The organism is Eubacterium pyruvativorans, assembly GCF_900102225.1.
Classification (GTDB): domain Bacteria; phylum Bacillota; class Clostridia; order Peptostreptococcales; family Anaerovoracaceae; genus Aminicella; species Aminicella pyruvativorans.
The window spans coordinates 12180-30393 of record NZ_FNBF01000027.1; the positions used below are offsets into that span (position 1 = coordinate 12180).

Annotated in this window: 17 protein-coding genes and 1 pseudogene; 5 read left to right on the top strand and 13 right to left on the bottom strand. The window is 54.1% G+C overall.

The annotated features are described in order from the left end of the window. Positions 1-119 precede the first annotated feature (119 nt). The 4 genes from BLQ24_RS08405 to BLQ24_RS08420 form a co-directional block, all read right to left on the bottom strand. Complete coding sequence (locus tag BLQ24_RS08405; RefSeq protein ID WP_090164515.1) at positions 120-935, bottom strand: HAD-IIB family hydrolase; 816 nt, start codon at positions 933-935, stop codon at positions 120-122. Positions 936-948: 13 nt separating this feature from the next. After that, on the bottom strand, positions 949-2928 hold the full coding sequence (locus BLQ24_RS08410; RefSeq protein WP_090164516.1) for an alpha-amylase family protein: 1980 nt from the start codon (positions 2926-2928) through the stop codon (positions 949-951). Positions 2929-2971: 43 nt separating this feature from the next. After that, positions 2972-3937 (bottom strand): carbohydrate kinase family protein, encoded by a 966-nt coding sequence (locus tag BLQ24_RS08415; protein ID WP_090164533.1) that lies wholly within the window; start codon positions 3935-3937, stop codon positions 2972-2974. 209 nt (positions 3938-4146) lie between these two features. Next, positions 4147-5025, bottom strand: a complete 879-nt coding sequence (locus BLQ24_RS08420; RefSeq protein ID WP_176755900.1) for a DUF445 domain-containing protein — start codon at positions 5023-5025, stop codon at positions 4147-4149. A gap of 152 nt (positions 5026-5177) precedes the next feature. Here BLQ24_RS08420 and BLQ24_RS08425 point away from each other — a divergent pair, with 152 nt between their 5' ends. From BLQ24_RS08425 to BLQ24_RS08435, 3 genes are all read left to right on the top strand, one after another. Next, complete coding sequence (locus BLQ24_RS08425) at positions 5178-5873, top strand: DUF554 domain-containing protein (protein ID WP_090164518.1); 696 nt, start codon at positions 5178-5180, stop codon at positions 5871-5873. A gap of 123 nt (positions 5874-5996) precedes the next feature. Further along, complete coding sequence (locus tag BLQ24_RS08430; RefSeq protein WP_090164519.1) at positions 5997-6614, top strand: DUF47 domain-containing protein; 618 nt, start codon at positions 5997-5999, stop codon at positions 6612-6614. Between the two features lie 9 nt (positions 6615-6623). Next, positions 6624-7610, top strand: a complete 987-nt coding sequence (locus BLQ24_RS08435) for an inorganic phosphate transporter (RefSeq protein ID WP_090164520.1) — start codon at positions 6624-6626, stop codon at positions 7608-7610. Positions 7611-7705: 95 nt separating this feature from the next. Here BLQ24_RS08435 and BLQ24_RS08440 read toward each other — a convergent pair whose 3' ends face one another. From BLQ24_RS08440 to prdC, 7 genes are all read right to left on the bottom strand, one after another. Further along, positions 7706-8182, bottom strand: a complete 477-nt coding sequence (locus tag BLQ24_RS08440) for a glycine/sarcosine/betaine reductase component B subunit (RefSeq protein ID WP_090164521.1) — start codon at positions 8180-8182, stop codon at positions 7706-7708. A 12-nt stretch (positions 8183-8194) separates the two neighbouring features. Continuing rightward, entirely contained in the window at positions 8195-8962 is a 768-nt protein-coding gene (prdD, locus tag BLQ24_RS08445; RefSeq protein ID WP_090164522.1) for a proline reductase cluster protein PrdD, read from the bottom strand. A 119-nt stretch (positions 8963-9081) separates the two neighbouring features. Further along, on the bottom strand, positions 9082-9807 hold the full coding sequence (prdB, locus tag BLQ24_RS08450; protein WP_090164523.1) for a D-proline reductase (dithiol) protein PrdB: 726 nt from the start codon (positions 9805-9807) through the stop codon (positions 9082-9084). 12 nt (positions 9808-9819) lie between these two features. Next, positions 9820-10122, bottom strand: coding sequence for a CBO2463/CBO2479 domain-containing protein (locus tag BLQ24_RS08455; protein ID WP_242869624.1), 303 nt, complete (start codon positions 10120-10122; stop codon positions 9820-9822). Beyond that, positions 10115-11977, bottom strand: a complete 1863-nt coding sequence (prdA, locus tag BLQ24_RS08460) for a D-proline reductase (dithiol) proprotein PrdA (protein WP_090164524.1) — start codon at positions 11975-11977, stop codon at positions 10115-10117. Before prdA ends, BLQ24_RS08455 begins: the two co-directional genes overlap by 8 nt. 97 nt (positions 11978-12074) lie before the next feature. Then, on the bottom strand, positions 12075-12500 hold the full coding sequence (locus BLQ24_RS08465; protein ID WP_090164525.1) for a sugar transporter: 426 nt from the start codon (positions 12498-12500) through the stop codon (positions 12075-12077). A 122-nt stretch (positions 12501-12622) separates the two neighbouring features. After that, entirely contained in the window at positions 12623-13951 is a 1329-nt protein-coding gene (gene prdC, locus BLQ24_RS08470; RefSeq protein WP_090164526.1) for a proline reductase-associated electron transfer protein PrdC, read from the bottom strand. 827 nt (positions 13952-14778) lie between these two features. Between prdC and BLQ24_RS08480 the strand changes: the two genes are divergently transcribed. Then, complete coding sequence (locus tag BLQ24_RS08480; RefSeq protein ID WP_242869625.1) at positions 14779-15702, top strand: permease; 924 nt, start codon at positions 14779-14781, stop codon at positions 15700-15702. A gap of 103 nt (positions 15703-15805) precedes the next feature. Here BLQ24_RS08480 and BLQ24_RS08485 read toward each other — a convergent pair whose 3' ends face one another. Next, complete coding sequence (locus BLQ24_RS08485) at positions 15806-16423, bottom strand: flavodoxin domain-containing protein (protein ID WP_090164529.1); 618 nt, start codon at positions 16421-16423, stop codon at positions 15806-15808. 321 nt (positions 16424-16744) lie between these two features. Between BLQ24_RS08485 and BLQ24_RS08490 the strand changes: the two genes are divergently transcribed. Then, positions 16745-17788 (top strand): proline racemase family protein, encoded by a 1044-nt coding sequence (locus BLQ24_RS08490; protein ID WP_090164530.1) that lies wholly within the window; start codon positions 16745-16747, stop codon positions 17786-17788. Positions 17789-18006: 218 nt separating this feature from the next. Here BLQ24_RS08490 and BLQ24_RS10220 read toward each other — a convergent pair. Then, positions 18007-18214 (bottom strand): annotated as a pseudogene (locus tag BLQ24_RS10220) (IS110 family transposase); the annotation flags it as partial.

The following is an 18214-nucleotide window of genomic DNA, read 5'->3' on the forward strand; positions in this document are numbered from 1 at the left end:
TCATTTATCTGTGCAGGCGCCGCGGCAGATTCCCCAGCGCCGTATCACCTGATTCTTTCCTGCGGGCCGAGGCTCCTGCGCGGTGTGTTTCCCACAGCAGTCCTTCCGCCCGCACATATTCAGATCAGCCCCAGTTTCCGGAACGCCTTCTGAAGTCCGTCCTCCGTCACCGCCGGACAGACCAGATCACATCTTTCCTTCAGCCGGGGATCCCCGTTTGCCATACAGACGCCTGTGCCCACCGTTTCGATCATAGCCAGGTCATTCATGCTGTCCCCGAATCCGTAGGTGTCCGCAGCCGGAACACCGAGACGGTCCCTGACCCTGAGAATGCCCCGTCCCTTGTCGTAGGCCCGGTTGATCAGTTCTCCGTTATGCACGCCCTGCACGTCCTGCTGCATCACGAAGTCGAACCGGTCACCCACCAGCTGCTTCGTCCTGCGGATCTGGGCAGGATCGGTGAACATGACCACAATCTTATAGACCGGCTGTCCCCGGTATTCGGACAAAGGGCGAATGTTCAGGCTTTCGTTGATCATTCTGCGCCAGCGTTCCAGTTCACTGTTTCCTCTCCCGGCGCTGTCGAGCAGGATCCCGATATCCGGATCGCAGAAGGAGTCGTCCCGGCACTCCACCGTGCAGAACACGCCGTCCTCATGGAGCAGATCCAGTGTCTTCCGGAACAGTTCACCGTCCATGGGACAATCGTACAATACCTCCTCTCCCACAGTAACCAGGCCGCCTGCCAGGGCCACCATGCCGTCCATGCCGTACTGCATCAGCGGCGATGCCATCCCCCGGTTCCGTCCGGTGCATAGAAACACCCGGTTTCCCTGCTCCCGGGTTTCCCGGATCGCCTGCACCGCGCTGTCCGGCGGAATCATACTGCCTGGTTCCGTCAGTGTTCCGTCAATGTCCAGAAAAATCAGTTTCATTCCCGCCTCCTTTTCAGAATTTCATCCAGAGCCAGACGAAATCCTTCGACGGAATACCCACCGCTTTCGCTTCCTTCGTCTCTCCGGTTATCAGATCGGTCCAGTTTCCCTCTTCATTGATCCAGGCAGTCTCGTCATAATCACTGAAATTGAACAGCGCCAGCAGTTTCTCTCCCCTGCAGTACCGTCCGATGCCGAGGATATGGTCGTTGTATGGTTCCAGTGTCCAGACATCTGCGCCGGAGTGGAAGACTTCATACTTCGACCGGATCTCCACCATGTTCCTGATTGCCCGGAACAGCCTTCCCGGCCTGGTTTCCGGGTCATTCCGCTTCTCGGCGTCCTCCCAGACCATCTTCCCCCGATGGAGGAACCGGGAATCCTCCCACTTCAGCGGATCTTCATGATACGAGTAGTCGTTCTTCTGTCCCACCTCGTCTCCGCTGTAAATCACCGGAATGCCGCTCTGGGTCAGCAGGAAGGCGTGGAGCATGATATCCAGACGGATCCCCCGATCCAGCTTCCAGGAATTATCCTCGAACTCCGCTGCCTCAATGCCGCAGAGGGAAGCCGTCGTGCCGCAGAGCCTGGCATCGCCGTGGACCGGGTCGTCGTTGTACCGTTCTCCCCGGGCGTCGCTCCCTTCCCAACTGCCGCACAGATAATTATTCAGATACTGCTTATGCGGAACCTCCTGAATCCCGAACTGACCCAGGAAGTCATAATCCAGTCCCCAGCCGATGTCGTCATGACACCGGAGATAATTCAGAAACACATATTCCTTCGGCAGGCTGAATACAGAATCCAGCTGATGCCGGAGCAGCCGGACATCCCTGGTGGCCACCGTGTGCCAGGTACTGGCCATGGTCGTCACGTTATACAGCATGTGACATTCCGGCTTCTCCACGGAACCGAAATACGGAACCACCTTCGACGGTTCCATGACCACCTCTCCCAGGAGCAGCGTGCCCGGTGCCGTGATCTCCGCTGCCAGCCGCATGAGCCGGACCAGGGTATGCACCCGTGGCAGATTGCGGCAGGCAGTGCCCAGTTCTTTCCAGATATACGGAACCGCATCCAGCCGGATAATGTCCACGCCGTGATTGCAGAGATTCAGCATGGCCTCCGTCATGTCATTGAAAACCGTCGGATTGTGGTAGTTCAGATCCCACTGATAGGGGTGGAAGGTGGTCATGACCACCTTCCCGGCTTCCGGACACCAGGAGAAGTTTCCCGGCGCCGTCTGCGGGAACACCTCCGGAACGGTCTGCTCATACTGATGCGGAATATCCCAGTTATCATAGAAGAAATACCGGTCCTGGAATTCCTTCTCCCCCTGCTTCGCCCGGCGTGCCCACTCATGTTCATCACTGGTATGATTCATGACGAAATCCAGGCAGACACAGATTCCCTTCCGGTGGCAGGCATCGGACAGGTTTCCCAGGTCCTCCATGGTTCCCAGGGACGGCTGAACTTTCTGAAAATCCGACACGGCATATCCGCCGTCGCTCTTTCCTTCCGGACTCTCCAGAAGCGGCATCAGGTGCAGGTAATTCACCCCCAGCTCCCGGAGATATTCCAGGTGGCTCTCCATGCCCTCCAGATCCCCGGCGAACTGCTCGGTGTAAACCATGTAGCCCAGCAGCTCCCCGCCCCGGTACCAGTCGTCCACAATGGTCCGGAAATCATCCCACTCCCGGAGCGTCCGGGACCGGTTTTCGTAGGTACGCCGGAGCATCTCCACGAAATAGTCATACGCATGCTGGTCGTCGTACAGCTCCATATAGAGCCATTTCATTTCGTCATTCCGTTCCGCCAGCCGCTGTTCGAAGGCCCGGTCTTCCCGCACTCTCTCTGCGAGAATCGGATCCGTTTCTTCCGGCTTCTTCACCCCAGGTTTCGCTTCCCCCGTTCGTATCTCTGATCTCGCTGACTTAGCAGATTTCGCAGATTCCGCTGCCAGCTTCGCTGTTTTCTTCGTCGCTTTCTTCATGATCCCCTCACTGTCCCGCCGCCCGCTCTCCCGGGCCGCTCTGCTAATCCTGCTTTCGAAGCAGCGCCTCTACTTCTTCCCTCTCCGGCATCACGCGAAGTGCCCCCTTCCTGGTGGTCACGATGGAGGCAGCCGCATTGGCAAAGGTGAGCATGTTGACGAGCTCATCCTCAGACCAGCCTTCCAGCCCGTGATCCAGCACGGCATTCAGCACACAGGCACAGAAAGTGTCGCCCGCACCGGTGGTTTCCACAGCCTCGGTCCGGAATGCCGCAGCTTCGATGCGCTTTCCCTCGCAGTACACCCGGCTGCCCTCCGCTCCCATGGAAAGGCAGATCATCCGGATGCCCGGGTAGGTCGCCTTCAGCGTCCTGACGCCTTCGTCGAATTCTTCACATCCGGTGAACCAGCGAATTTCATTATCCGAAATTTTCAGAATGTCACAGTGGGCCATCCCCCACGCAATCTGTTCCCGGGCCGCTTCTTCAAACGGCCACAGAGGCTGCCGGAGATTCGGATCGAAGGAGCGGATCACCCCCGCATCTTCCGCCGCCCGCACTGCCTCCCGGGTGGCGCTGCGGACCGGTTCACCGGTCATGGACAGAGAACCAAAATGGAAAATCCGGGAAGATTTCACTTTCTCCCGGTCCACCTCTTCGGTCCGCAGCATCATATCCGCACCGGGACTCCGGTAGAACGAGAAGTCCCGGTCTCCGTCAGGCAGTTTCGACACCAGCGCCAGAGTGGTCGGCACATTCTGATCCAGATACACGCCGTCCACATCGATTCCCTGTTCCGCCGCAGCCTGCCGGAGCCGGAGCCCGAAGGCGTCCTGCCCCACCTTCCCCAGAAACGCTGTGCGCTTTCCCAATTTCTGCAGCATTGAGAGCACATTGCAGGGCGCGCCCCCCGGATTCGCTTCGAACAGCGCATTCCCCTGTTCTGAGATACCATTCTCCGTGAAATCCACCAGCAGCTCGCCCAGAGCCGTCACATCATATTTCTTCATTTCTGTCATTCCTCCCGGCAGAATGTCCTTCTGCCTTCCGAACAAGAAAAACCTGCCAGTTATGTAATCCGAAACCAGTTTAAATCATTATACTTCATATTACAGTCCAGTTCATCAAATTTGAAGAAAGTCCCGGGAATATTCCGTCCCGGGACTTTCTTAAATACGATTATTAATTTTCTGCCGTCGGATCCGCCGAAAGTCTGCGGTCAGAACAGCAGGTTGACCATGCCCAGCAGGAAACCGATCACCGCACCCAGATTCACGATCAGACTCAGTTCCTTCTTCATGACCGTCATCACCAGGTCTTCCATTTCCTCCACACGCATCTCATTGATCTTCGTCTCGATCATCCCCGACACATCCATCTGACGGATCAGGGCCGATACACCGGAGCGGACCACTTCCCCGTAGAGCCGGGAAATGCCGTCCCGGACCTGCTGCTCCGATACCCCGAAAGACGCCGCCAGATCCAGCGGGCTCCGGTCACAGAGTCCCGCCAGCGCCCGGTCGATTTCTCCCTGCAGCATTTCCGGTCCTTCCTCATCCATTTTCCGGTTCACTTCCTCTTCAATCTGTCCCCGGACCTGGGACAGCCGTTCCTCTGTGAGAAACAGGCTGAGCATGGAGTTCTGCAGCTTCGCCTTCACGCCCTGCACACAGGCATCCGCCACCATGCCGGGAAAATCCCTCTCCCGGGCGGCTTCCAGAATCTTCTCCGTCACATGATCCGATGTTTTCATCATCAGATCCTCCAGTTTATCCTCTGTACCGGCCAGCATCAGACCGTCCTGCTCCACAGTGCGGTTCAGCAGTTCCAGCAGCGTATCCACTGCGCCGCGCACGGCGGCCGGCGCCATGAACTGGGCGGTCAGATTCTCCTCTGTGAAGAACGTATCCGACACCACCTGGCCGATGGTGCGGGCCAGCCGGGGCTTATTCTTCGGAATGGCACCCGGGGTAAACGGCAGCCGCCGGCCGAACAGGCGGACCTCCCGCCTTGGCCGGAACAGCATCTTCACTGCGATATAGTTCGTAAAATAACCGATCACCGCACCGATCAGGGGCGGCATGAGATATTCCAGCATTGTAACTTTCCTCCTTAGCAATGTATAGTATGATACCCTCCCCCGGCGAAAAATACCAGCCCGTATTTCCTTCGGAGGAAACCGACCCTTGCACTTCATCCCATTAAATTATAGAATATAACGTATTCACTATTATCCGAAGGAGGTCTGTCATGTTCGCTGTCTTTGTCAATACGCTCGCTATCCTCATCGGCACCACTCTGGGGCTGCTGTTCCGGAAGGGGATCCCCGAACGCATTTCCTCCGTTATGATGAATACCCTCGCCCTCTGCGTGGTCATCATCGGGATCCAGGGGGCAGTGAAGGAAAAGAATGTGCTCATCATGATTCTCTCCTGTGTCATCGGCGTGATGATCGGAGAAGTGCTGGATCTGGACGGCCGAATCAACCGGGGTACCGACCGGATTGTCGCCCGGTTCTCCTCCGGCGGGAATTCCGGTTTCACAGAAGCCATGATCGAATCCACGATTATTATGAGTGTGGGCGCCATGATGATCGTGGGTTCCCTGAATGCAGGGCTGCAGCATGATTACACCATGCTGTACACGAAATCGCTGCTGGACTTCATCACCGGCATTATGCTGGGGGCCACCATGGGGGCCGGGGTGTACGGCTCGGCGGTTTTCACTTTCCTCGCCCAGGGACTTCTGGTTCTGCTGGCGGAATACATCGCCCCGTATCTGAACGACGCCCTGATCCTGGAGCTGTCCGCCAGCGGCAGTCTGATGATTCTGGCCATCGGCACGAACATGCTGAATCTGACGAAGTTCAAAGTCATCAACATGCTGCCCGCCTTCCTGGTGGTTCCTTTCGCGCTGAAACTGATGGGAATTCTCGGACTTTCCTGACGCTTTTCCGGCGCTTTTCCAATCTACCCTTGTAAAATTCCTTTGAAATAATTACAATTTAATCTGCAGGCTGTGTTCCTCAGCCGGCGGATTATTTTTTTGAAATGAGAAGGGATCTCCAAAATGCGAAAAAAAGATAAATTATATGAACAGCTGATTGCCATTGCGGAAGACACGAAGAACTGCGCACAGTTTTTCAACCGCTTTGTGCAGGAAGACGGCACGAAGGACCTGAAAGCCTTCGCAAACCGTGTGAAGGAACTGGAATCGGAAAGCGACGTCCATATTCATGAGATCATTATCAGTCTCACCAACGCATTCATCACCCCGATTGAGCACGAGGACATTCTGCACCTGGCGGAAGGTCTGGACGAGATCACCGACGGGCTGGAGGAATGCGCTTTTTACTTCTGGATGTTCGAGACAGACCTTACAGACCAGTATGTCCGGAAATTCTCCCGGCACATCGCCGGCGCCGCAGCAGAGCTCTGTGCGGCGGTTCACCTGCTGTCCGAGAAGAAACTGAAGGAAATCAAGGCACACACAGTCGCCGTGAAGACCCATGAAGAGAAGTGTGACCATGCGGAGCGTCAGGCCATCATCCACCTTTTCCGCACGGAGGACTACGATCCGAAGAAGATCATCGAACTGAAAGAACTCTATCATATTCTGGAAGAAACCGCCGATGCAGCCCAGGTGGTGGCCAAGGGTCTGGATATGATTGTCATGAAGAACATGTAGGGGGGGCCGATGATTACACTGTTGCTCATCATCGCGCTGGCTCTGTCCTTCGACTTCATTAACGGATTTCACGACACGGCCAACGCCATTGCCACCGCCGTTTCCACCCGGGCGCTGACGCTCCGGGGGGCCATTCTGCTGGCCACCTGCATGAATTTCCTGGGAGCGGTGCTGTTCACCGGCGTTGCCGAAACCATCGCCACCGGCATCGTGGACCTGAAACTGGTTGCGGACGGCTCCCTCATTCTGATCACCGCACTGGCTTCCGCAATCATCTGGAACCTGATTACCTGGTACTTCGGTATCCCGAACAGTTCCTCCCACGCCCTGATCGGCGCAATGATCGGCGCCGCCCTGGCAGACGGAGGCGCCCGGACGGTTCATATTCAGGGCATCACAAAAATCGTGGGAGCGCTCATCGTTTCCCCCTTTGTCGCCATCGCCGCAGGGTTCCTCGTGTTCTCTCTCATCCGCATTCTGTTCCGGGACGCCAACGCATACCACGCCAATTTCGTGTTCCGGCGGCTGCAGATTGTAACCGCCTCCCTGCAGGCCTTCTCCCACGGGTCCAACGACGCCCAGAAATCCATGGGCATCATCACCATGGCTCTGGTGAGCCACGGCTATCTGCAGGAAATGGCTGTGCCCCACTGGGTGCAGATTCTCTGTGCGCTGGCCATGTGTCTGGGCACCTCCGTGGGCGGCTGGCGGATTATCAAAACCGTAGGTACCGGCATCATGAAGCTCAAGCCGGTAAACGGTGTGGCGGCGGACCTGGCCTCCACCATCGTCATTCAGGTGGCCACCCATTTCAGTCTTCCGGTGAGCACCACCCACGTTATCTCCTCCTCCATCATCGGCGTCGGTGCGGCGCAGCGGCGGAAGGGCGTGAAGTGGCAGACTGCCCGGAACATGGTGCTCGCATGGTTCATCACGATTCCGATCACCCTGGGGATTTCCTGGGTCCTGTTCTCCCTGATTCATCTGGCGGTGTAGACAGGACAAAAAGAAACGGGGCATGCGTCCGGAGCGAATCAGCCCGGGCGTGTGTCCCGCTTTTTTTCATTCATATTCAGAGCTGCAGTCGGTTTCTACCGATTCCGGCTGTTCTTCGCCATTTTCGCCTTCAGCACCACAAGGGCCTTCCGGCAGTCTCTGGCGTCATAATTATTCTGGCCGACAATATCCGTTTCCGTTCCGGATTCGGATTTATTAATATCAAAAATACCGTCCAGGTAGTTGTTCGTCACCACGAAGCCCGCCGTACGGCCGATGAACTTCAGGCCGGTTACAGCGATCCCCCTGGTTCCCAGCTGCTCGCAGGTATTCACATAGTCCACGTCACTGTTTCCCCAGCCGTCGGCGGTGATGATGGCGCCGTCCGCCCGGATACATTCGGCCATGATGGCCGCCCGGGTGCCCACCCGGATCTTGTCCACGTTGTCATCCGGCGTTCCGACAATGATAATGCCTGCCAGATCCACATCCGTATCTTCCTGGATCACGTCCAGCAGAGGATCCCGAAAATGCTGTAATGTAGTCTCTTTCGTTGACGGACCGATTCCCATATTGACCCTCCTCTACTGCATGGAACGGAGAATGCCGTCCCGGTATTCGTTCGGTGTAACGATGACGGGCATATTACCCATATCGATGATGGACTTTCCGCCGGTGAAGCCTCCCGGTTCATTCGGGAACAGCTGCATGTCGTACATGGCACCCTGCCCCGCCACCTGCTTGATGACCACGATGCGCTTCGCACCCGGACGGATCACATCATGGAATTCGTGGCGCTCGGTGGCCCGATTTCCATCCATACTCTTCAGCTTTTCCCGGAAGGTCTGCATGAACTCGTCCAGCGCCCGGTGGGCTGCCGTCGGACCCGGCCGTTCCTGGCCTTTGCCGGCTGCCAGGGTTACGTCAAAGGAAATGATGTAATCATCGTCCCCCGGCGTTCCCGGCCGGTTCAGGGTCAGCTGCTCCTTCAGATTCCCCTCCGAGGAGCCGAACTCATGGGTCGGTTTACCCACAGTATCCACACCGGTCAGAATGAAGTAGGCCCCTGTGACAGTATGGGTGACGCCGTCTCCCAGATTGCCCAGCACCTTCACGGAAATCGGAACGATATCCATGATCGTTTCTGTATACCGATCATGCTCTCCCGGCGGAATGATCTGAATGTCGATCTTCTCGATCAGCGGTTCCTTCGCCACCAGGCTGTCGATCATGGCCTTCGACACCGTCATATGACCGTCGTAGTCGAAATCGTTCTCCTCGCCCCATTCCACGTCTGTCATGTGAAACGCCTTCACCACCAGGCGTCTCAGGTCAATCGTCTTCTCAGACATAAAAAATCCTCCTGCATCTGGCGGCTCCCCCGCCGGAAAAGAAGTTATCGTTTTCTGATAATATTATAATGGTCAGAAAAAGCGGCCGCAATATGGCGGCCGCTCCAATTCCATCAGGCTTAGATCTTCGCTACGTACTCGTACGGGAGGGAAACGATCTTGCCCGGAGTTTCAATTGTCTCCAGAGCGTTCAGCGCACCCTTCACGATAGCGGTCTGCATCTCAACGTTGTGCGGCTCACCGCAGTTAGCACCCATCGGTACCAGCGGAGCAACGGCACGCGGTGTACCCTGCTGACGGACAACTGGCGGAAGCGCAGCAATGATTACTGTAGGGATTCCGGCAGCTTCAATCGCTCTCTGCACAATTACTGCAGAGCGGTGGCAGGTTCCTCACCCAGCCGTCATGAGAACGCCGTCAACATCTTCCTCCTTCAGTCTCTCAGCGATCCCCGGACCGGTCTTCTCTGTGAAAACCTGGATATCTCCGCCGCCGCCCATGAAACCATAGTGGAAAGGAGCTGTTTCCTTGATGAAACCTTCCTTCACCAGCTCGTGGAGTCTGTCGATCGGGAACATGCAGTTGATGTCCTTGTTAACGTCACTGTTATCGTAACCACCGTGGGAAACCATCAGGTCTTCGCTCGGTGTTGTGTCCGGAATCTCTCTGAACGTGGTATCTCCTGCCAGGTTAAATCTCTCCTGTGACTTCAGATGTACACCGGCAGCTGTAGCGAATGCAATGCGCATTTCGGTCAGCGGCTTCGTTACAGGAGTGAAGATGGACTGCGGAGTAATTGGTACGTAGATTTCGGACTGTAAGCCCTTAACTACTGTCAAACTCATTCTCTGTTCCTCCTACTTGGTATTGTTCTTTTCAGACATCTCTTTCTGATGTCTGAGGTAAATATCATGATTGCTGACGTATTTTTCGTTGGCGTCCGGGCCAAGCTGTTCGATGAAACTCATGTTCCATGCAACTTCCTGACCGACTTTCAGCGGATAATCCGAGATTACCATACGAAGTGGTACCTCGAGAAAACCGAGTCTGCCCTTCAGATCACAGGCAATGCTGCCGTCATGGACTTCGACGATCACGCCCTCCATGCGGATGATCTTGTCACCATACTTCAAATCTTTCGTCTCAATCGGATTAGTCATACTTCTCTTTTCTCTTCTGGGACATCGGCAGAGACTGTTCGTTCTCTTCCAGTTCGATCTTCTTGCCATATGCCTCTTCGATCAGCTCAACGTTGTTCTGCTTAACAGCCGGATTCCACTTTCTCTCAGCAGCCTTCACCGGTTCGCCTGCCATCTCGGACTTCAGCATAGCCAGAGCACGGATTGCATCTTCCGGAGCCAGCGTGTTGCAGCCCAGAACTTCGTTTTCGATACCGGACTTGGACTTGTTGTTGTCAACCATGGCGTTCATGTACTTGTTACCAACAACCAGAGCACCCTGCATCGCGCAGAAGGACATACCAACAACCGGAATTCCTCTCATACCGATCTGCTCCAGGTGGCTGGAGAAGTCGATGTGGTTGTTTCCGAAACCTTCTGTTGTAACGAATGCACCGTCTACGTCCAGCGCTTCAACGGTCATGCCGACACGCTTGGAAACATAGAACTTCTCTGCGTTGATCTGCGGGGAACCGACCAGAATGACACCGCACAGGTCAACTTCAGGATCATGCAGCGCTTCGATGACCAGCGGCTCTCTCCAGTAATGTCTGGACATTTCCTTGGAAGCCGGTCCGATGCATGTCAGAGCGTGGATGCAGCCGTCAAGTACTTCCAGCGGAGAAACGACAACCGGAACATTGCCCAGGTCTACGTTCGGTCTCGCACCGAGAACACCAACCGGTTCCACAGGCAGCAGGAAGTTATCGTGCATAGCACCCTGACCCATGATCTCCTTAACGATGACAACCTTCTTCTTTCCAGGACGGCGAACCTGCTTCAGTTCCTGCGTGTCTGTAACCAGGGATTCATCAGCAACCTTCAGCGCTTCACGGATTTCCTGCGTGATGATGTCGAATGCTGTGTGTGCAGCGATCGGACCACGTCTCTCCATGTTCGTCTTCGCCTGTACAGTGACCTGACCCTTGATGAAGATTTCACCCTTCTCCGGGCATCCCGGTCTGCCCCACTGGATGTTCTCGTCCAGGTAACCTTCGGAAGAACCGAACTCACCGATCTGAACACCGTTCTCGTCTGTTCCGGTCAGAACCATGATTGCGCCGTCGATGACTCTCGTAACGCCTGTGCCCAGCTCCGCGTCGCCTTCCTTCGTTGCGATCGGCTGAACGTCCATGATGGTTTCGGAATATGTGTGATACTTATCCGGTGTGATGATTTCCAGCTTGAAATCCTTCACGAGAACCTGGTCGTCGATGCAGTCCTGCTCAATGCCCTCACGAATGTACAGTGTTGTACCTTCGATCTTAGTTTCCGGTCCACGCTTTACTTCGTTGATCTGGAAATGCTTTCTTGTCAGTTCTCTGACAACCTTTTCTTCTTCCTCTGCCGGAGCCGCCGCTGCTGCCGCCGGAGCTGCTGCTTCCTGAACCGGAACGGCAACTGCTCCGCCTGCCGCTGTGATGCCCGCAGGGATTTCAATGTCGATTTCCTTACCTTCTCCGATGTGGATCTTCAGACCGCCGCCCACCGTTGTGGCTGCCACCGGAGCTGCCGGTGCTGCCGGTGCTGCCGGCGCTTCTTCTGCAGCCGGTGCTTCCGCCGGTGCCGCTTCGCCTTCAACCGCATCGAACTTGTCGACAACGTCCGCTGTCAGCGGGGAAAGGGAATCAAGTGTCTTCGTCAGCTTCGTTCCGTTCAGAACCTGGCCGATCTTCAGTGCGCCTTCAACATTCAGCAGGCCGGACTCAATCAGATCATCGAAAATCGAAGGATCTTCGAGGTTCTTGGATGTGAGTTCCGTACCAGCTTCCGCCCTGCAGCAGAGGACGGCTGGATCGTTCGCATGTTCCTTTGCATATTCGAGTGAAAGTGACATGTGTTGTACTCCTCCTTTAGATAAGAAATTATTAGTTGATATTTCTGGCCGGGACGGGCGTTAAACCCGTTCCGGACCCGATAAACTGAGTGAAATATTACAGCGGAAGCTCGATGTAGATATCCTTGCCTTCCTTGATGGACAGCTTCAGAACGCCGCCGGAAACCTGAACCGCTGCGCCGCTGACAGCCTGTGCTGCCTGTACGGCCGGTGCTTCCTCAGAAGCCGGTGTCTCTTCTGCTTCATCCGCCGCATCCGCTGCGCCGACTTCGTCGAACTTGTCCACGATGTCTGCGGTTACCGGTGTCAGGGAATCCGCTGTCTTCGTCAGTGTGGAACCGTTCAGCACCTGGCCGATGGTCAGTGCGCCGTCCAGGCTCAGCAGGCCGCCGTCCACCAGATCCGGGAAGATCGCCGGATCCTCCAGATTGTGATGTGTCAGCGTTGTACCTTCCTCCGCTCTGCAGCAGAGTACTGCCGGATCATTCGCGTGTTCCTGTGCATATTCGAGTGAAATGGACATTTCAATCTCCTCCTTCATCAACTGTGAAAATCAATAAACTGTCATGCAGATTTCGTCTTTCCGTTCATGCGTTCCAGAAAGAAGATGAAATTATATACCCTTCTATCATCAGCCCTTTTCGATTAGAAATCGATTTCCTGGCTAACTTCCTTAGAAACTTTCAGGTGTCTGTACAGCGGGTGGCCGATTGTTCTCATCAGGTGGTCTGTCAGGTGGAACACCTTCAGTCCCATCTGCGGCGCAGAAGCCATTACCGTGTTGGAACAGTCAGAGCAGTTGCCGATGATGATGTATTCGCATCCGTCCTTCTTGAACTGCAGGTTGTTCTTCACCTGGCCCGGGCAGTTACCCGGTCTCTCGCACTTCAGCGGTGCACCCGGTCTGACTTCTACCGCCTGCTTGCAGCGGGCTACAGAAATGACCTTCGCATTCATCTTCTCCGCAACTTCCTTCTCTCTCTCTTCACCGGCGCAGCATGCGCATACCAGAACGCCCATCTTCGCACCGTGGAGATCCGGGAACGGAATGGATACCAGAATCGCACCGGAGTTCTTCGTAATCGGCGCATCCAGTTCCGTGGCACGGCCGGTGAACGGTCCGCCCAGAACGATTTCACCATATTCTCCGTCGATACCGCCGGCTCTCTCAATCAGCGCACCGACGCTGGTGCCGACCGGTACATCCATGAAGACGTGTGCTTCGTTTCCGCCTACCAGCTGTCCCCGCACAGTGATGTTTTTCAAGAAGCTCGGCTTTCTCTCATCGATCGCTTCTGCAACTCTGGAGCATGTCTCGGAGTTGATGACGATGGCATGGGCTGCAGACGGCAGCTTGTCCGGCTCCAGTTCGATGCCCAGACATTCTCTGACAACGGCTCTTTCTTCCCCCATCGGATAGATATCTGCCAGCAGGTGGAGCTTGACATCATCCTTGTCCTTGATCGCTTCCTGCAGAACCTTGACTGCCTTCTGATTCTTCTTCTTAATAGCGATGATAATCTGTGTTGCGTTGGTAATTTCCTTCGCATACTCCGCACCCTTCAGAACCTTGGAAGGATCCTCTTCGATCTGCTGAATGTTATGTCTCAGTCCCGGTTCGCACTCAGATGCATTCACCAGTACATATCCATCTGCGTTGCCCTCTGCTCTGAGGTCGATGTCCAGCTTGTGGCATGTCGGGAAACCGGCACCGCCCATTCCGATGACACCCGCTTCCTCAACCATCTTCAGCGGTGTGTCCTCGGCGATCATTTCATACTCTTCCGGCTGTTCCTCGTCCGGCTTGATGATGATGCGGTCTTCCTTCACTTCTTCAACCGTACCATATACACTGGAATGAAGATTCGCACCGGTGAAGCCTGCCGGCTCCGCAATCTTGGTACCCTTCTTCACCTTATCTCCTGCCTTGACAATCGGTGTGCACTTCACCAGAAGCATCTGAATGTTTTCCATAGTATCGTCTCTCCTTGAAAACTAAAACCTGCACTCTGTGCAGAAAACTTCTAATTACCAGGACCTTCCGGACGGCTCCGCCATCCGAACCCGAAAACGAACCAGCCCTGCAGAAGCAGCGGAACCGCTCCCGTGCGAATCCCTCCGGAATCATCTGCCCGATCCATCGAGTTCATCAATAGCACACAGCACAGGATCACCCCGCCGGGGATTACGAAAATGCGGAGAAAAATTCTCATCCGAATCCGTCCGCCGATGCATTCCGACACGGCTGTCTGCAGTCAACTATTCGTTATTTCTATTGCAATATACCATGATACCAAATGAAATGCAACTGTTATGTTTAAATTTTAACATCTTTTTTTCGTTGATTTTTCAATGATACCGCCGATCGGTATATACCACAAAATTAACCACATACTAGAACAGATTCTACAAATTTATTCCCGCAGCTTGATAAAAAAATCCCGAAGTATTGCAATTGCTTGACTATAGATTATCAATCAATTTTCTCTATTCCTGAAAATAGCATTGTTTCGCATCGATTTCCGTACAATCCGCCGGGGAATTACTGAACCCCATTCTAAAATAACGTACATATATATAGTAATCTCATCCTCTGTGAAGCGCATAATTCCAGGAGTTATACCACCTTAACCTCAATGTGATAACTTCGTGAAAAAATATCATTTTTTTGACACAATTGGATTGACATTTACTTAACTAAAGCATATGATGCAGATGATAGCACAACAAGTTACTGTTTGTCCTTATTCGATATATCTATGGGGAGTCCCCCAAGCGCCTGATTATGAAAGGAGCCTGTTATGAATGGAATTAGTGCTGTAACTATTATGAAAGCACTCTGCGTGATCGGATTCATCCTGGACGCCATCCTGGTCTTCCGTGATGTTCAGAAGAAGAGATCCACGGAAGAAGGCCGTGCAGTTATCGCAGAATCTAAGAAGCACTGGAAATGGAATGCTATGGTCGGTCTGGTAGCGAACTTCTTCGATACACTGGGTATCGGATCCTTCGCTCCGTCCTCCGCAGCTTTTAAGATCGGAAAATCCGTAGACGATATCAATGTTCCGGGAACACTGAACGTAGGAGATACCTTCCCGGTTCTGGCGGAGGCTTTCCTGTTCTTCAATCTGGTAGAAATGGATACACTGACGCTGGCTCTGATGCTGGTTGCTGCCACCGTCGGCGCATTCGTCGGTGCAGACATCGTAACGAAGTGGAACGTCAGAATGGTCCGCTACGGCATGGGCATCGGCCTGCTGATCCTGGGCGTCATCATGGCGATGAAGGCAGCGCAGATCGGTCCGTTCGGCATCACCGGAGCCGCTGTCGGTCTGAGAGGCGTGAAGCTGGTTGCCGCTGTTGTCATTAACTTCTTCCTGGGCGCACTGATGAACCTGGGCGTCGGTCTGTACGCTCCGTGCATGGCACTCTGCGCAATTCTGGGAATGAACGTTCAGGTTGCCTTCCCGGTTATGATGGGATCCTGCGCATACCTGATGGCATTCGGCAACACACCGAAGTTCATCTCTGCTTCCCGTTACGATGTATACGGCGTTATCACCCAGGGTATCTTCGGCGTTATCGGCGTAACCATTGCTTACGTATTCGTGAAGAACCTGCCGCTGACCGTGCTGACATGGCTGGTAATCTGTGTCGTGCTCTTCACATCCTTCCTCTTCTTCAAGGATGCTGTGAAGACACCGAAGGCAGTGAAGGAAAACTAATTCTTTCCGACTCATCGAAAATGTATGTGAAACGGGCCGCTCCGGAAAGCGAATTGCTTTCGGGGCGGCCCGTTATTTCCATATCCGGATATATTCAGGGTGTCTACTCACCGTCCGGATCGTTCTTTTCTTCTTTCCTGATGCTCTGAATTTCCTGAATGATGCCCAGGCAGGCCTGCCGGGAAACACCGTCCCATCCCCGGGTCATCCGGTCATGGAACACTTCCGCCTCCTGCTTCGTCATGCCGTCATACTGGCTCTTTTCAAAGGCCCGGATCATGAACCGGTCTGAAGCTCCCTGGTGATCCACATCCATGCGCCCCGGCAGCAGGTGCAGCGACGCATAGTCGAATCCCAGACCGAAATTGATCTCCCGGATATACTTCTCGTAGGACTCCGACGGCTCTGCAATGCCGGTGACGCCCAGAATCACGTGTTTCTCCGGCAGCAGGAACCGGAGGTGGTTCTGACGGATCAGCTTCAGTCCCACAATTTCGGAGGAACGGAGCCAGCTCAGCAGAATCACATTCCGGTACAGGGTGGAATACCCCAGGTACTTCCTGTCGAAGGGAACAATGTCGCAGTCCAGACTTTCCTGAATCCATTTCGCATATTCCAGGGTACTCCCCTTCCGGCTGCGGTAAATGATCAATGTGTCCGACCGCTCCGGATCGTACGGAATGTCCGCCGAACTTCTGATGGTTTTCTTTCCGAATTTCATTATATTGCCTCCCTGTCCGTATGTTTTCCGGACAACGCAGGGCCCGGGGGACGAGCGGTGATCCGGTATTTTTTGTCCGTTTTCACTATAGATATTATCATACTTTCCGCCCCGGCGAAAAGCAAACAATAATTGAAAATCCAACGTTTTTTCCTGCTGCAATTCTTCGTTAAAACATTGACTTTTCAAGGAATATAGGCGATAATGTGACTATAGAAATCAACACGATTACAGAACGCGTTCTATTCACGCATTCAATGCTTTGGCGCGCTGGAAACTGTTGCTCTGATTTAATGAATGGAACCAAGGAGGTACATGAGAATGGAACTGACGACGAAGATCAATTACGGAAAGTATACTGATCACATCAGAACCGTTGAAGCCCACACTGAAGGTGAATACTGCCGTGTCGCCATCGACTGTCCGAAGCTGGAAGGCAATACGATGATCGAGCGGAAGCACTTCATCGAGGAACACTATGATTATCTGAGAACCATGCTGATGTATGAACCGCGCGGTCATCATGACATGTTCGGTTCGTTCATCACAGAACCGGTTAATCCGGAGGCGGACTTCGGCGTCATTTTCATGGACGGCGGCGGATATCTGAACATGTGCGGACACTGCACCATCGGAACGGTTACCGTGATTCTGGAAGCAGGTCTGATGGAAATGAAGGAGCCGCAGACAGAGGTCGTTCTGGAAGCGCCGGCAGGCATCATCCGGACGGTTGCCGATGTGAAGGACGGAAAGGTTACCGGCGTCACCCTGACGAATGTACCGGCGTTCCGTTACAAGAAGGATCTGAAGACCACATACGAAGGAAAGGACGTCACCTATGATATCTGCTTCGGCGGTTCTTTCTTCGCAATGGTGGACACCGAGAAGAACTTCGGCATCAAGGTCGGTCCGGACACAGCCGGTTTCCTGACGAAGTTCTCCAGCTTCCTGCTGAATGAAGTGAACAAGACCGTTGAGATTCAGCATCCGGAACTGGACATCACCACTGTCGACCTGGTAGAGAATTACTCCACCACCGACACGCCGGACGCCGATCTGCGCAACCTGGTGGTATTCGGTGATCCGGATGACCCGCAGCTGGACCGTTCTCCGTGCGGAACCGGTACTTCTGCGAAGCTGTCCCTGCTCCACGCACTGGGCGAACTGCCTGTAGGGAAGGAATTTGTGTACGAATCCTTCATCGGTTCCAAGTTCTACGGCACCATCCAGTCCGAGACGAAGGTCGGCGAATTCGATGCGGTCGTTCCGCAGGTCAGAGGTGCTGCGTATCTCTGCGGCGAGGCGACATGGTTCATTGATCCGGATGACGCTCTTGGTAAGGGATTCGTGGTTCCGTCGAAGTAATTACAGCGAAATACAACTATCCGGGCGGGCTCCTCATCGAACCCGCCTGTTTTTTCAATCCGCCAATGCCAAATACGATGACATATTGCAGCGAAATGAAAGCCTGCTAAGTAAAAGTCAAGTGTAATTCACAAGAATTTGGAGGGATGAAAATGAGCACAACAAACCAGACTGTCTTCATTCAGGCAGTCTCAGATTGTCCTTATGGATAGATGCAGTCAGGCTTCTAATCTAGCCTGACCCCGTAGACATTCCTTTACCTTGCCGTAGTAAACCCGAAGGAACTTATTGGCACCTGCCGTCATGTAGACAAGGTAGGGTTTACCTTCCGACTTCTTCTTGAAAAGGAACTGGCTGACAGGGTCGCCCTCTCGTGGGCCAAGCTTGAGCATGGCATCCATGATCTGGAACAGCGTTTTTCTGAGT